15 protein-coding genes and 1 pseudogene are annotated in these 15,946 nt (G+C 30.0%); all 16 read left to right on the top strand.

Translation table 11 applies throughout. The annotated features are described in order from the left end of the window. The 16 genes and pseudogenes from IC621_RS01365 (at position 1) to IC621_RS01290 (ending at position 15,928) form a co-directional block, all read left to right on the top strand. Complete coding sequence (locus tag IC621_RS01365) at positions 1 to 882, top strand: glycosyltransferase family 2 protein (RefSeq protein WP_191154951.1); 882 nt, start codon at positions 1 to 3, stop codon at positions 880 to 882. Positions 883 to 912: 30 nt separating this feature from the next. Further along, a complete protein-coding gene (locus IC621_RS01360; RefSeq protein WP_191154949.1) occupies positions 913 to 1,983 on the top strand; it encodes an EpsG family protein in 1,071 nt (356 codons plus the stop codon). Between the two features lie 54 nt (positions 1,984 to 2,037). Beyond that, the gene (locus IC621_RS01355; RefSeq protein ID WP_191154947.1) at positions 2,038 to 2,193 is read left to right on the top strand and encodes a hypothetical protein; all 156 of its coding nucleotides are present in this window, start codon (positions 2,038 to 2,040) and stop codon (positions 2,191 to 2,193) included. 33 nt (positions 2,194 to 2,226) lie between these two features. Continuing rightward, positions 2,227 to 2,841 (top strand): sugar transferase, encoded by a 615-nt coding sequence (locus tag IC621_RS01350; protein WP_191154945.1) that lies wholly within the window; start codon positions 2,227 to 2,229, stop codon positions 2,839 to 2,841. Then, positions 2,838 to 3,485 (top strand): acetyltransferase, encoded by a 648-nt coding sequence (locus IC621_RS01345; protein WP_191154943.1) that lies wholly within the window; start codon positions 2,838 to 2,840, stop codon positions 3,483 to 3,485. The genes IC621_RS01350 and IC621_RS01345 overlap by 4 nt, the downstream gene beginning before the upstream one ends. A gap of 51 nt (positions 3,486 to 3,536) precedes the next feature. Beyond that, entirely contained in the window at positions 3,537 to 4,643 is a 1,107-nt protein-coding gene (locus IC621_RS01340) for a DegT/DnrJ/EryC1/StrS family aminotransferase (protein ID WP_191155075.1), read from the top strand. A 19-nt stretch (positions 4,644 to 4,662) separates the two neighbouring features. Then, a pseudogene (locus IC621_RS01335) lies at positions 4,663 to 5,421 on the top strand (glycosyltransferase family 32 protein); the annotation flags it as partial. Between the two features lie 9 nt (positions 5,422 to 5,430). Next, positions 5,431 to 6,624: a glycosyltransferase gene (locus IC621_RS01330; RefSeq protein WP_191154941.1), complete on the top strand. Its 1,194-nt coding sequence runs from the start codon at positions 5,431 to 5,433 to the stop codon at positions 6,622 to 6,624. Between the two features lie 15 nt (positions 6,625 to 6,639). Next, positions 6,640 to 7,677, top strand: coding sequence for a glycosyltransferase family 2 protein (locus IC621_RS01325; RefSeq protein ID WP_191154939.1), 1,038 nt, complete (start codon positions 6,640 to 6,642; stop codon positions 7,675 to 7,677). Continuing rightward, positions 7,674 to 8,852: a glycosyltransferase gene (locus IC621_RS01320; RefSeq protein ID WP_191154937.1), complete on the top strand. Its 1,179-nt coding sequence runs from the start codon at positions 7,674 to 7,676 to the stop codon at positions 8,850 to 8,852. The genes IC621_RS01325 and IC621_RS01320 overlap by 4 nt, the downstream gene beginning before the upstream one ends. A 16-nt stretch (positions 8,853 to 8,868) precedes the next feature. After that, entirely contained in the window at positions 8,869 to 9,987 is a 1,119-nt protein-coding gene (locus tag IC621_RS01315) for a polysaccharide pyruvyl transferase family protein (RefSeq protein WP_191154936.1), read from the top strand. After that, a complete protein-coding gene (locus IC621_RS01310; protein ID WP_191154934.1) occupies positions 9,984 to 11,180 on the top strand; it encodes a glycosyltransferase in 1,197 nt (398 codons plus the stop codon). The genes IC621_RS01315 and IC621_RS01310 overlap by 4 nt, the downstream gene beginning before the upstream one ends. A gap of 59 nt (positions 11,181 to 11,239) precedes the next feature. After that, a complete protein-coding gene (locus IC621_RS01305; RefSeq protein ID WP_191154932.1) occupies positions 11,240 to 12,427 on the top strand; it encodes a glycosyltransferase in 1,188 nt (395 codons plus the stop codon). A gap of 14 nt (positions 12,428 to 12,441) precedes the next feature. Then, positions 12,442 to 13,416 carry a glycosyltransferase gene (locus IC621_RS01300; RefSeq protein WP_191154930.1) on the top strand — a complete coding sequence of 325 codons (975 nt, stop codon included), beginning with the start codon at positions 12,442 to 12,444 and terminating at the stop codon, positions 13,414 to 13,416. Then, positions 13,413 to 14,312: an SP_1767 family glycosyltransferase gene (locus IC621_RS01295; protein WP_191154928.1), complete on the top strand. Its 900-nt coding sequence runs from the start codon at positions 13,413 to 13,415 to the stop codon at positions 14,310 to 14,312. Before IC621_RS01300 ends, IC621_RS01295 begins: the two co-directional genes overlap by 4 nt. Before the next feature lie 47 nt (positions 14,313 to 14,359). After that, entirely contained in the window at positions 14,360 to 15,928 is a 1,569-nt protein-coding gene (locus IC621_RS01290) for a lipopolysaccharide biosynthesis protein (protein WP_191154926.1), read from the top strand. The last annotated feature ends 18 nt before the right edge of the window (positions 15,929 to 15,946 follow it).

Below are 15,946 nucleotides of genomic sequence, written 5' to 3'. Positions count from 1 at the left end.
ATGAAAAAGCTAACTGTTTTTACTCCGACCTATAATCGAGCTTATTGCTTGCATAAATGCTACGAAAGCTTAAAGAGGCAGACAAACAAGGATTTCTTGTGGCTAATAATTGACGACGGTTCTACGGATAACACTAATGATTTAGTTGATAAGTGGATATCGGAAAGAAGCATAGATATTCATTATATAAAACAAGAAAATCAAGGAATGCACGGGGCTCATAACACGGCTTATGATCATATTGAAACAGAATTGAATGTGTGTATAGATTCTGATGACTATATGCCAGATGATGGAGTTGAAAAAATCCTTTCTTTTTGGGAAAAGCACGGAGATGAACAAGTAAGTGGAATTATAGGACTTGATTCATTTGAAAATGGAGAAATCATCGGGACTAAAATACCAGTCCATATAAAAACATCAACACTTTATAACCTATATAACAAATTGGGAGTAAAAGGTGATAAGAAGCTTGTTTACAGAACAGAATTAACAAAAAAGTACCGATATCCCTTATTTGAAAATGAAAGATATGTTGGGTTGGCTTACAAGTACTTTAAATTAGACCAAGAATACCCAATGCTTCTAATTAATGAGGTTATTTGTATCGTTGAATATTTAGCAGATGGCTCTTCTATGAATATGCTAAATCAATACAAGAATAATCCCAAAGGCTTTGCATTTTATCGGAAAGAGTTGATGAAGCTCTCTTTTTCTGATATGAAGTTTAAATTTAGGCAAGCTATTCATTATGTTTCTAGTAGTATTTTAATCAAAAACAGGCACTTCCTAAAAGAATCACCAGCAAAGATATTAACCTTTTTTGCAACCCCTTTTGGAATTATTTTATACTTCTTGATTGTATCAAAAACAAAAGCTTAGGTTATTTAACTTTTTCGAAAGGAGTTTATAATGACTGTACTCTGGGCATTGCTCCTAATTGTATTTATCCTTTCTTTTATGTCGAGGTATGTACCAGTTAGCAACGCAGCATTTGGATACCCAGATATAAGACCTAATAAACTGCTAATTCTTTTTACAATTGTAAGCTTAGTACTTGTATCAGGGCTAAGGAATACGATAGGTGATACCTACTTTTATATGCATTTATACGAGACACAAAATTTCACATGGGAGTATGTTCTAGAAAATAAAGATCCAGGATTCAGCGTTTTACAAATGATCTTAAAAAGTATTACGAATGATCCCCAGATTCTTTTATTCATAACGGCATTGGTAACAAATTTATTAATTGTAATGACGTTATACAAATATACAAAGATGATAGAACTAAGTATATATGTTTACATAACTTCTGGGATGTTCATCGTTTCAATGAATGGAGTTCGCCAATTTCTTGCAGCAGCCATCATCTTTTGGACAACGAAATTTTTGATGGATGGGAAATTTAAGGAATATTTGATAACTGTTCTAATTGCTTCAACTTTTCATATTAGTGCAATGGTTCTCATACCCATTTATTTTCTTGTACGAAGAGAAGCTTGGACTAAAGTAACATTCATACTGTTAACAGGCTCAATCTTTATCGTTATGGGTTTTAATGAGTTTTCTGAATTGCTTTTCTCTTTATTAAAGGATACACAATATGGTAATTATAGTAATTTTGCAGAAGGTGGAGCGAACAAAATCAGAGTGTTGGTTGATTCTGTTCCTATTATAATAGCATTTCTGGGAAGACATAAATTAAGACAATTATGGCCGAAGAGCGACATCATCGTAAATTTATCCATGATAAGTTTGCTGTTTATGATCATTGCAACGCAAAACTGGATTTTTGCGAGATTTAATATTTATTTTAGTTTATATAATCTGATCTTAATATCCTGGATTGTCTGTCTCTTTAAAGAAAATAATAAGAAGTTCATTTATTATTCCTTATTAGTTTGTTATTTTCTTTATTTTTTTTATGAGCAAGTGCTTTCCATTAATCTTGTTTACAGAAGTGAATATATTAATTTTTAAAAAAATTCAATGAATCAATTGCATGAATAAAATAATCAGAAGGTATGGTTAAGAATGAAGATTTCAGAGCAATTAACTCTAAAAATATTCCAAGAAATTCTCATAGAAACATATTTAAAAGGGGAAGAAACTGAAAACATCAAAACGATGGAACTAATCGAAGAAATCAAACAACATATTTTGTCGGCTGTTTCTGATTCAAAAATTTGAATAATCGGTAGCTTATTTTGCGGGGTGTATGTTATGAAGCGTGTGTTTGATATATTTGTTTCATTGTTTTTAGTCATTTGTCTGTCCCCAATTATCCTATTTGTTGCATGTATCGTAAAAATAAAATTGGGGTCTCCAATCATTTTCAAGCAATTGCGACCGGGTTTATATGGGCACCCTTTTTATCTTTATAAGTTTCGAACGATGTCTCTAGAAAAAAATGGTGATGGTCAATTATTAGATGATCATTTGAGACTAACCTCTATTGGAAAACTTCTAAGAAAATTTAGCTTAGATGAATTTCCCCAACTAATAAATGTCCTAAAAGGTGATATCAGTTTAGTTGGACCTAGACCATTGTTGATGGAGTATCTTGAGCTTTATACTGAAGAACAAACAAGACGGCATAATGTTAGACCAGGAATTACAGGTTGGGCTCAAGTCAACGGCAGAAACTCCATTTCTTGGGATGAAAAGTTTAAATTAGATGTATGGTATGTCGAGAATCAATCCTTCTTTCTAGATTTTAAAATATTATGGTTAACAGTGTCAAAAGTGATTAAATCAGAAGGTGTAAACCAAGCAGGGAATGCTACAATGGAAAAATTTAAAGGTTCAAATACTGTTGTAAAAGAAGGTCAGGGATGAAGATTGCGATTATAGGTAACGGCGGTCACAGTAAAGTAATTCAAGATATTATTGATTCTATTGAAGGAAATCAAATAATTGGATACTTTGATGATATGTACAAAAAACTCGAACTTAAAAACAATATTTATTTTGGACCAGTCTTATCCATCAAGGAGATAATGAATGAATCCTATGAATTCAAAATTGTAATTAGTATAGGTGAAAATAAAGTTAGGAAATCAATAGCTCAAAAATTATCCATTTCCAATGAATATTACGCTACATTCATTCACAAGTCAGCAATAGTAAGTTCAAGTGCAAAGATAGGCTACGGAACAGTTGTGATGCCTAACGTCGTAATTAATGCTGACACGAAAATCGGCAATCATGCAATCATTAATACCAGTGCTGTTGTCGAACATGATAACTCAATTGGAGATTTTGTTCATGTCTCCCCGAACGCTACACTGACAGGATCTGTATCAATTGAAGATGGGGCCCATATAGGTGCAGGAGCGACTATTATTCCGGATATCAACATTGGCAAATGGGCTAAAATAGGAGCTGGAGCAACTGTCATACATAACATTCCATCTTATTGTACAGCTGCCGGAGTACCCGCGAAAGTTAAAAATAAACAGTCAAAAAGGATGGAGGTGTGAAAATTGGAAAGTACAACATTACAAAAAAGAATTTTTCTTTCACCTCCACATATGAGTGGTAACGAACAGAAATATATAAATGAAGCTTTTGAAACCAATTGGATTGCTCCCTTAGGACCACATGTCGATTTATTTGAAAAAGAAATAGCAAGATTTTTAGGAGTCAATGATGCTGTCGCAGTTAGTTCTGGTACTGCAGCTATTCATTTGGCTCTTTCTTTATTAGATGTGAAAAAAGGTGATAAAGTTTTTTGTTCCACTCTTACTTTTGTAGCAAGTGCAAACCCCATTCTTTATCAAGGGGCGGAGCCAATTTTTATTGATTCAGATCCAGAATCATGGAACATGTCCCCTCAAGCATTAGAAAAAGCATTTAAAAATGCTTTGCTTGAAGGGAAAATGCCTAAAGCAGTAATAGTAGTTAACCTATACGGGCAAAGTGCAAAAATGGATGAAATTGTTTCATTGTGTAACCAATATGATGTTCCAATCATTGAAGATGCTGCTGAATCGCTTGGAACTACATACAAAAGCAAGCCAAGCGGTTCATTTGGAAAGTATGGGATTTTTTCTTTTAATGGCAATAAAATCATTACTACGTCTGGCGGCGGTATGCTAGTTTCGAATGATGTTGAGGCTATTCATAGAGCTCGGTTTTTAGCAGCCCAAGCAAAGGATCCAGCCCCTTATTATCAACACAGCAAGTTGGGATATAATTACCGATTAAGTAATATTTTAGCTGGGGTGGGAAGAGCTCAATTAGAGATTTTAGAGGAAAGAGTTAGGAAAAGAAGAGAAATTTTTGAAACATACTATGAAGAACTAGGAAATATACCAGGTCTATTTTTTATGAAAGAGTTAGAAAATACACGATCTAATCGCTGGCTTACAGTTTTAACATTAGATGAGAGATTATCAGGTATTCCTGTAACAGTATTAATGAAAATACTTGAAGAAGAAAACATAGAAGCACGACTAGTTTGGAAGCCACTTCATTTGCAGCCGCTTTTTGAAGGGGCAAAATACTACCCTCATGAAGCTGATAGTATTTCTGAACAATTATTTAATACCGGTATTTGCCTTCCTTCCGGGTCAAATATGAGCGAAAAGAGCCAAGACCGTGTTATAGATTGTATAAAAAAATCCTTGAACTTGTGAAGTTTATAAAAAATTTTACAGAAAGGAGTGTCTGCAGTTGATTACAGCGGAGAAAATTCCTAAAAAGATCCATTATTGCTGGTTCGGAAATAATGAAAAGCCAGATATCGTGAAAAAATGCTTGTTAAGTTGGAAAGAAAAACTACCAGATTATGAACTGATTGAGTGGAATGAAACGAACTTTGATACCACCTGTAACACTTATGTAAAAGAAGCATATGAAGCAAAAAAATATGCATTTGTTAGTGATTTTGTAAGGGTCCATTCATTATATCATCATGGTGGAATTTACTTGGATACCGATGTAGAAGTATTCAAATCATTTGATCCACTTTTAGATCATGAATCATTCTGGGGTTTCGAACAAGAAAACTATATTGCTACAAGTACAATAGGGGCTAAGAAAGAAAACAAGCTTATTGGGCTTTTCCTAGATTCATATCAAGGAAAAAAATTTATCAAGGATGATGGTTCCTATGATGATCTCACCAATGTAGCAGCTATTACCTCAATCCTTAAACAAATAGGGTTAAAAGCAAATGGCAAATACCAAGAAATTGATGGAATGGGAGTCTTTTATCCACAAACTTATTTTTCACCCTATGATTATATTAACTGTCGAAATTTTATGAGGGAAAACACTTATACTATGCATTATTTCTATAAGAGCTGGTTGTCACCGACGGCCAGACTTAAAAGTAAGTTCAAACTTGCAGCTGCAAAAATAATAGGTGGTAATAACATTGCTAAAATTAGAGGGATTGTTTCAAAAAGGTAGGAGGTAGACATGAAAACAGTTTTGATATCCTCCTTTGATATGGAAGTTGGGGGAGTTGAAAGAAGTCTGATTAGTATGCTCGACCATTTTAATTATGAGAATTACGCAGTAGATTTGATGTTATACAGACATCAAGGAGAGTTTCTAGAATTACTAAACAAAAAGACAAATTTGTTAAATGAAATCCCTCAATACACAACTTTTAGAAAATCAATAAGTGAAGTATTTAAAGATAAACAAATTAGTATAGGATTCTCAAGAATTTTTTCAAAGATACATGCAGAACTAGTCGGTAAGTTCAAAGGAATGTCAGAACCAGGTTATTACCAAATGCAATTAATGTGGAAATATGTTTTGCCCTTTTTACCCAAGTTAGATAAAGAGTATGATGTAGCCATTAGTTATTTGTGGCCACATTATTTTGTTGCTGAAAAAGTTAAAGCAAAGAAAAAAATAGCATGGATTCATACAGATTACTCTACTATTGAAACAGATATTAATTTAGATCTTAGAATGTGGAATAAATTCGATTATATTGCAGCTGTATCCGAAGCATGTAAATCTTCATTTTTGAAGAAATATGGCGAATTAGAAAATAAGGTTATTGTCATTGAAAATATAACATCACCTGAATTTATTAGAGAAATGGCAAAAGAAAAAGTTGACAATCCAATGATGAAGGATAATAGATTTAAAATTGTAACAGTTGCCAGATTATCTCATGCCAAAGGAATCGATAATGCTGTAAAAGCGTTAAAGAAATTGAAAGAAAAAGGCTATTATGATATTGCTTGGTATGTAGTTGGCTATGGCGGTGATGAAGCCATGATCAAAGACTTGATTAAAGAATCTAAACTGGATGATAGCTTTGTTTTACTAGGAAAGAAAACGAACCCATATCCTTTTATGAATGAAACAGATTTATACGTACAACCGTCAAGATATGAAGGAAAGGCTGTGACAGTGGGAGAAGCACAAATACTCTCAAAGCCAGTTTTAATAACGAATTATACAACAGCAAAAAGTCAAGTGAAGGATGGATTTGACGGTTACATTACCGATCTATCAATCACGGGATTAGTAAGTGGAATTGAAAAATTATATAAAAGTCAAGAAATAAGAGATAGGTTAATTAATCACTGCAGGAATACTAATTTCAGTAATAAATCTCAATTAGAGAAGTTATATCATATCGTAAATTAATTTAAGGAGGTTAGGATGGTTCCCAAAGTAAGCGTAATTGTACCGGCTTATAACTGTGAGAATTATATTTCTTCTTGTTTAGAAAGTATAATCAACCAAACATATTCCAAAATTGAAATTATCATTATCAATGATGGATCAATTGATAAAAGTGAACAAATTATTGAAGAGTATAAAAAAAAGGATAACCGTATTATTTATTTACACCAGGAAAATAGTGGACCGTCCGAAGCCAGAAATAAAGGGATTCTAACATCGAAAGGTGAATACTTAGTTTTTATTGATTCAGATGATACGGTTGATAAAAGGTATATTGAATTATTATTTAAAAAAATAATAAGTTCAAATGCTGATTTAGTCTGTTGTGGTTATAAAGATTATTCTAATTATGGAGTAAAGAATCATACAGATTTTGATTTTAAAGATAATGTTTCGATACATTCTTTTATGGAGATGGCCTGTAATGGTACCGGAGGAGTCCTTTGGAGTAAAATATTCAAAAAAGAAATCATCGCTAAACACAATTTGAAAATGGACAAAAATATATTTATGTCAGAGGATTTAGTTTTTGTTCTCCAATATGCTTCTCATTGTAAGCTATTTGCTGCTATAAAAGAGTATTTATATAATTACAACAGACTAAATCAGGGAAGCATAAGTGCTAACATATCAATAAATTATATAAAAAATAATATTTTGGTTTGTGAATATCTTGAAGGAATATTTGATTCAGTTAAATTAAAAGAAAAAAAAGGAAATCAATTAATTGTTAACCGTATTCAAGAATTAGTGTTAAGCATAATAGAGCAGCAAAGCATTTTTGCTAAAAAGATAGGGATAAAAAAAGCCAGTATCAAGGTCAAAGAAATCTTGTCAATACAGTATATAGTGAAATATACAAGTGAATTTAGAAGTAATAGTTTTTTCTATAAACCTTATATATTTTTTATAAAACATAAATATATTAAATCATGTGTTATTTATGGTCTTTTTTTATATATGCTAAGAATTTTAAAGAAGAAATTAATAAATAGAAAGCAAGTGGAATTATGAAAAAATCAATTTTGTTCGTAATTGATTCACTAACGATTGGAGGAGCAGAAAAAAGCTTAGTTTCATTGTTAAATTTAATTGATTCAACTAAATACGAAATTGATTTATTGCTAATAAAAAGAGGAGGGGATTTAGAGAAATATATTCCTTCTAATATAAATATTTTACCGATACCAAAATATTTTAGTGCTATAGATAACAAATTTACTTTAATAAATGTAAAAAACCTTTATTACAGACTCAAAACTTCTTTAAGTTTAAGAGTAAGCAATTATAAAAAACAAGTATTACATAGTGAACAGATTGTTTATAAAAGTATTGAAAAGATTATTTCGCCATTAAATAAAAGATATGATGTGGCAATAGCTTACAGTCAAGGAATGCCTACGTACTTAGTAGCAAACAAGGTTATTGCATCAAAAAAATTAGCATGGATAAATACAGACTATGTAAATACTTTGTATGATAAAGATTTTGATTATAAATCTTACAGTAAAATCAATAAGATGATTGCAGTTTCTAACCACACAAAAATTTCTGTGTCCCAGCTAAGAAAAGAATATGAGAAAAAGGTTGAACTTATTTTAGATATTGTTGATCCAACATTGATATCCAAAATGTCTATTGAAGATGATGCAAAAGAGTTTGATAAGTCGTTAGTAAATATTTTAACTGTAGGAAGATTAGTAACTGCAAAGGGGTACGAAAAAGCAATTGAGGTAGCAAAATTACTAAAGAATTCTGGGTATAAATTTAGATGGTTTGGAATTGGAGAAGGACCAGAAAGAGAAGACCTTCAAAAATTGATTGAGGAATATAAATTAAAAGAGAATTTCATTTTACTTGGAAAAAAACTGAACCCATATATTTATATGAAAAATTGTGATATATATGTCCAAACCTCAATAAAAGAAGGATTTGGCCTTACGGTAAGTGAAGCTAAGATATTAAAAAGACCGATTGTATGCACAAGATTTCCTACAGCAAAGGAAATCATTAATCATGAAGTTGATGGTTTAATTGTAGATCATGATATTGAGTGTATATTTAAAGGTGTTAAAAGGTATCTGGATGAAATGAGTTTTAAAGAGAAAATTATGAAAAAACTAGTATCTACACAACCTTATAATTCAGTAAATCAATTAGAAAATTTTTATAAATTAATTGAAAGTTAAAGAGTGGTGAAAGTAAATGAAAAAAGTTTTTGTGGATATTTATTTGCAATTTAATTTAGGTGACGATTTATTTTTAGATATACTTGCAAAAAAATTTCCCCAGTGTGATTTTACAATAAATTATCTTGGTGATAATTACGATCAATTTATTTCTAAATATCATAATGTTAACAGAAGAAAATATTCACTTTTCAATAAAATAGGGCAGCGTCTTAAAATCTCAGATTCCATAACTAACTATGATAAAGTAGCTGAAGAGCATGATGCGTTATTGTTTATTGGTGGTTCTATTTTTAGAGAAGAAGATTATCATCAAACACTATACCAGGATCGTATGAAAATGGTTAAGGAATTTAAGATTCGAGGAAAGTCAATATTTATTCTCGGAGCAAACTTTGGACCTTTTAAGTCAGAAGCATTTTTAAACGATTATAGGGAGTTCTTCAACCTTTGTGACGATGTTTGTTTTAGAGATTTATATTCATATAATTTATTTAAGAATCTTCCACAAGTTAGGTACGCACCGGATATTGTTTTTCAAATGGATATAAATGAATATTTTACCGGTACGGTTCATAAAAGAATTGGATTTTCAATAATAGATGTAAGGCATAAACAAGGTTTAGAGAAATACCATAATGACTATATTTGTAGTACAGTTAGAACTATTGAATCTTTTGTGAAAAAGGATTATGAATGCTGTTTAATGTCTTTTTGTGAGCAAGAGGGAGATTTACAAGTTATAGATGAAATTAGATCAAAACTTTCCTCTAATAAACTCAAAAAAGTAATTATATACGAATATAAAGGTGATTTAAAAGAAGCGATTAGTTTGATCGCTTCTTTTAATTTATTTATTGCGGCTAGATTTCATGCTAATATTTTAGCTTTGTTACTTGGAATTGGGGTAATGCCGATTATCTACAGCAAAAAAACCACCAATATGTTTGAGGACATTAATCTTACGAATGTTCTTATTAATATGGATAAACTTTTTTTGCAATTTGATGAAAATACGCTTAGTAGGTCATTTAAGAATAAAACAAATTTAGATATGGTCTTGCATAATGCTAGGAATCAGTTTTCTAAGCTTGATGATTTTTTAAATCAGAATAAATTTAGAGGGATTATATGAAAAAGAAGATCATTTTTATGGTAATAAATATGAATGTGGGTGGAACTGAGAAAGCATTACTTAACATGATTGCAGAGATCCCAAAAGAAAAATATGAGATAACTATTTTAATGCTAGAGGAATTTGGTGGTTTTTTGAGCTCTGTTCCATCTGAGGTAAAGGTTGAATACTTAAAAAATTACCAAGAACTGAAAGGTGCACTAAACAGTCCACCTCATAAAACCGCTTTACAATTATTCAGGGTTGGGAAATATGTTAAAGCTTTTAAAATACTTTTTTTTCATATACTATCAAAGGTTCTTAAAGACAGAAGTATATTTTTTAAGTATATATTGAACAAGTACCCTAAGATAGATAGGGAATATGATATTGCAGTAGCTTATGCAGGCCCAATGGACTTTATAAGCTATTTTGTTGTAAAAAAAATAAAGGCCAAAAAGAGAATTCAATGGATCCATTTCGATGTTACAAAAATAGGGTTTGATAAATATTTTGCTTCAATAACTTACAAACAATTTGATAGGATTTTTGTTGTATCAAATGAAGGAAAAAATAAATTAGATAAATTAGTACCAGGAATTAAAAATAAAACAATGTGTTTTTTAAATATTATGTCACAAAGATTAATAGTTGAGATGGCTGATGATGGAAGAGGATTTGATGATGATTTTGAAGGAGTTAGAATTTTAACTGTTGGACGTTTAAGCAAAGAAAAGGGGCAGGTTTTAGCTATATCAGTAGTAGCACAACTTAGAAATGAAGGTTATAAAGTAAGGTGGTATTGTATAGGAGAGGGAAATGAGAGAAAAGAATATGAAAAGCTTATTAAAAAATACAATGTTCAAAATGACATCATACTAATGGGGGCTAATCCAAACCCATATCCTTTTATGAAACAATGTGATATTTATGTTCAACCTTCACAACATGAGGGTTACTGTATAACCCTTTCAGAAGCTCGTTGTTTCCAAATTCCAATAATAACTACGAACTTTACAGGTGCAAATGAACAGATATTAAATGAAGAAACAGGTTTAATTGTAAAATTTGATGAGAATCATTTGTTAGTTGCATTAAAACGGTTATTAAATGATGAACATTTGAAAAATAAAATGCAATCAAATCTGAAAAATAATGAGATAGACACTGTAAAAGAAATAGAAAAATTAAATAAATTAGCAGATAGTATTTAAACTCCTTAGTGAAGGACAGATATCAATCAGAATATTGTTGAATAAAAGGGAGCTTGGTTATGAAAAAAATTTTATTTATGGTTAGTAGTATGAATATTGGAGGTGTAGAAAAATCACTACTTTCTCTTCTATCTGTTATTCCAAAAGAACGGTATGATATTACACTATTATTATTAGAAAAAAAGGGCGATTTTTTAGATTATGTACCAGAATGGGTTAACGTAGAAGAAGCTACCTGGTTTAATAAAATTAAGCCAATAATAATACAACCACCTCAACAAACAATCAATGCCTATTTCCAAAATAAAGAATATACAAAAATACCATCCTTTATTTATTCCAACCTATTATCTAAAAAGTTAGATGATAGGTATTTTTTTTACAAGCAGGTTTTCAAAGGTGTTCCTGTAAAAATTGATGTATATGATGTGGCGATAGCATATCAAGGACCTACTGATGTAATTGACTATTATATTGCAAATAAAGTGAATTCAAAAAAGAAAATCTCGTGGGTGCACTTTGATGTTTCAAAACACCAAGTTAATAAAAAATTATACGAAAAACTATATGAAAAATTTGAAAAGGTATTTGTAGTATCAAACGAGGCAAAAAAGCAATTATTAAAAAAAATCCCTGCAGTTGAGAGAAAGGCAGAAGTTTTCCTAAATATTGTTTCTAATAAACTTATCAATGAAATGTCGAAAAAATTTATAGGTTTTAATGAGAAATTTAAAGGATTGAAAATTGTAACAGTAGGAAGACTTTCAAAGGAAAAGGGTCAAGATCTAGCAATTAAAGCTTTATCGATGCTGCGTAAGGAAGGTTATGATGTCAGGTGGTATTGTGTCGGCGATGGGTTTGATAGAAAAGAATATGAAAAGCTTATAGAACATTATAATTTAAGTAATGATTTCATTCTATTAGGATCATCACCTAATCCTTATCCATTTATAGTTAAAGCAGATATTTATGTTCAAACCTCAAGGCATGAAGGGTATTGTCTTACTTTAGCAGAAGCAAAGTGCTTACAAAAACCGATAGTAACAACAAATTTTATTGGAGCATATGAGCAACTAAAAAATGGACATAATGGTTTAATTGTCAATTGTAATGTTGATGATATATACCAAAAAGTTAAATACCTTATTGACAACCCTGAACAACGAAATAAATTAATTGAAAATTTATCAAGAACCAATTTAGATACAACTAATGAAGTATTTAAATTGTTCAATTTTGTTGACTAGAAAGGAATAACAATATGGATCCTAAAATTAGTATTATTGTTCCAGTATATAAGGTAGAACCATTTATACACAAATGTATAACCTCAATATTAACGCAAACATTAACTGAATTTGAACTTATACTCGTGGACGATGGATCGCCTGATAATTGTGGGAAGATCTGTGATAAGTATGCTCAAAAAGATAAAAGAGTAAAGGTAATACATAAAGAAAACGGTGGCCAGTCTGATGCAAGAAATGCTGGTCTTGATGTAGCGATAGGTGACTATATTGGGTTTGTTGACAGTGATGATTGGATTGAACCTGATATGTTTGAATTGCTTTATAACATGTGTATTGAAAATGAATGTGATATAGCAAGTTGCTCAAGTGCAATTCATTATAGTAATAAAACAGTTTTTAATGGTAGGCATCAATTAATAATACACGATAAGAAACAAGCAATGAAAGCTATGCTCGAAGGAAAGTTATATGACGAAGTTGTATGGACAAAAATTTTTAAAAAGAATTTATTAAAAGATATTCGATTTAAAACCGGGATTATTTATGAGGATACTGCATTCACATATAGAGTTATTCATGAAAGTAACCGAGTTTGCTGCATTGGTGCTCCTAAATATCATTATATCAAACGTGAAGATAGTACAATGGATCGTGCTATAAAAAACGTAAGAATAGATAGTGTTCTTGTATATGATGAAATGTATAGGTTTATAGATAATAATTATCCAGAATTAAGAAACTTAGTAACGTTAAAATTAGCAAATAGTGCTATGAATGTTTTAAATATAATAGCTGGTAAGAAAAAATGGCATGAATATAAAGAGGAATATTATAAGGTTGCAATTATATTAAATCAGTATTTTAATAAAACAATAAAAATGAGGGAATATCTTAAAACAGTAAAAATACTATTAATCGCTACTAAAGTTCATCCTATATTTTATATAATAATAGTTAATCTTGTTTCGAGGAAAAAAATTATATGAAAAGAATTTTATTAAATACGTACTACAAATTGCTAAAAATTCAAGTTTTAATAACTATTATGTATAATAGAATTTTTTCATTTTTTGTTAAACCACCATTAATAAGGTCTACAGAAGAAACTTTAAATAAGATTATTACTGACCGGGTCTCAATAAGCAGATATGGAGATGGTGAATTTACACTTATGTATGGAGAAAGTTTGTTATTTCAACAACATAGTATAGAGATAGAAATTCGATTAAGAGAAATTATAAAGAGTAACCAAAGAAATCATGAAGTTTGTATACCCAACGTATTTAATAATGTTGATTGGTGTACTGAGAAGTCAAAAAAATATTGGTTAAAATATTTAAATCTAAATAGGGTTAAAATCTATAAATTAATAGATAGCAAAAAGTGGTATTATGATTCACTAGTAACTCGATTATATATTGATCACCTAGAAAAAAGCAAATCGGAAAAATATTTTCAAAAATTTAAGGAATTATGGGATAAAAGAGATGTTGTTATTGTAGAAGGCGAACAAAGTAGATTAGGAATGGGTAACGACTTATATGATAATGTTTCATCAATTAAGAGAATTATTTGTCCCTCAACAAATGCTTTTTCAAAATACATTGAAATTTTGAAAGAAGTGAAGCAACTTCAAAAATCAAATTTAATCTTAATTGCTCTAGGGCCAACTGCTACTATATTATCTTATGACTTATCATTAAGTGGGTATCAAGCGATCGATATTGGACATATCGATATAGAATATGAATGGTTTTTGCAAAAAGCAGTAGAAAAGGCTCCTGTAAAAAATAAATATGTAGGTGAAATTCCTAACGGAACTAAAGTTGATAATATTGAAGATAAGAAATACCAAAGTGAAATTATTTCAAAGGTAGTATAGATTTTTAGATTTCACCTAACTCTTAATTTTAAAGGACTAGTTAATTTATGAGAACAAGTAATTCCTTAAAGAATATTTCAATAAGTCTCTTATCTCAAGTTATTATGGTTATTCTAGGTTTTATTTCGAGGAAAGTATTTCTAGATAGTTTGGGTATAGATTATTTAGGAGTTAATGGGTTATTAACAAATGTTTTATCGATGATGGCTTTAGTTGAAGGCGGAATAGGGATGAGTATTGTTTACAATCTTTATAAGCCACTCGCTGAAAATGATAGACAAAAAGTTATAGCCCTTGTTCAGTTGTACAAAAAAGTTTATGGGATTTTAGCTATTATTATTCTATTAATAAGTCTTTGTTTATATCCTTTCCTAGATAATTTAATGAAAGATGGAGATTCTATTTCCAACCTTACATTAATATATTTCTTATTTGTAGCAAAAAATATGGTTTCATATTTGAATGCACACAAATGGTCCTTGATAAATGCAGATCAAAAAGGGTATATATTAGCAAAGATGGATCTTATCTTCCAAGCTTTTACTACTTTAGCTAAAATTACTGTGCTTGTTTATACACAAAATTATATTTTATATCTAATAATTGAACTTTTAATTTTTGTAATCCAAAATATTGTTAACGGTCGTATAGTAAACAAACGATATTCGTATATAAAAACGAAAGTAAAGCACTCAATTGATAAGGATACAAAAGATAACATAATAATGAATGTAAAAGCTCTTTTTTTACACAATATCGGTGGTTTTTTTGTATTTGGAACAGATAACATTCTGATTGCCACTTTCATTGGTGTTGCAACTGTAGGAATTTATTCTAACTATACGATGGTAATTGGTCAATTATCTTCTTTATTAGCTCAAATATTGAATGGAATTGGTGCTAGTGTTGGAAATTTAATTGCTACGGAAAGCAATAATAAAAACTATTCAATATTTAAGGTAACTTATCTTGTTAACTTTTGGATGTACTCATTTGGTGTAATTTCCTTATACAATTTATTAGAACCGTTTATTAGTTGGTGGATAGGTGAAGAATTTTTATTAGATTGGATAGTATTTGTCTTAGTCTTAATCAACTTTTATTTAACTGGAATGCGTGCAGCCATAGCTACCTTTAAAAATAAGGCAGGATTGTTTGTTCAAGATAAGTATGCTCCATTGATTGAAGGACTCATTAATTTAATTGCTTCACTAGTACTATTACAATTTTTTGGTTTAGCTGGGATAATCTTAGGAACTACAATTAGTACAATTTCAACAGTATTTTGGACTCAACCATTCATTGTTTATAAAAATGTTTTTAAGAGACCTGTTAGGTCCTATTTCATTAAATATGGGTATTATGCAATATTAACCATAATAACTACTGTGGTTACTTCATATCTATGCAATACTTTAGTGAATGGGCACAGCCTCCTATCTTTATTTGGATTAGGTACAATTTGTTTAATTGTACCTAATATAATTTATATTTTAATATTTTATAGAAATAAAGAATTTCAATATATATTGAGAACTGCTTTTAATAGAATAAAAGTTATATTAGTTTCTTCTAAACAGAGGTATTTAGGTATATTCAAAGGGGGTGCTCAGTAAAAATTGATATTACAAAAT

The organism is Metabacillus arenae (assembly GCF_014773385.1).
GTDB lineage: Bacteria > Bacillota > Bacilli > Bacillales > Bacillaceae > Metabacillus_D > Metabacillus_D arenae.
The sequence above is the reverse complement of the archived record's forward strand: the minus strand, read 5'-3'. Positions and strand labels throughout refer to the sequence as shown.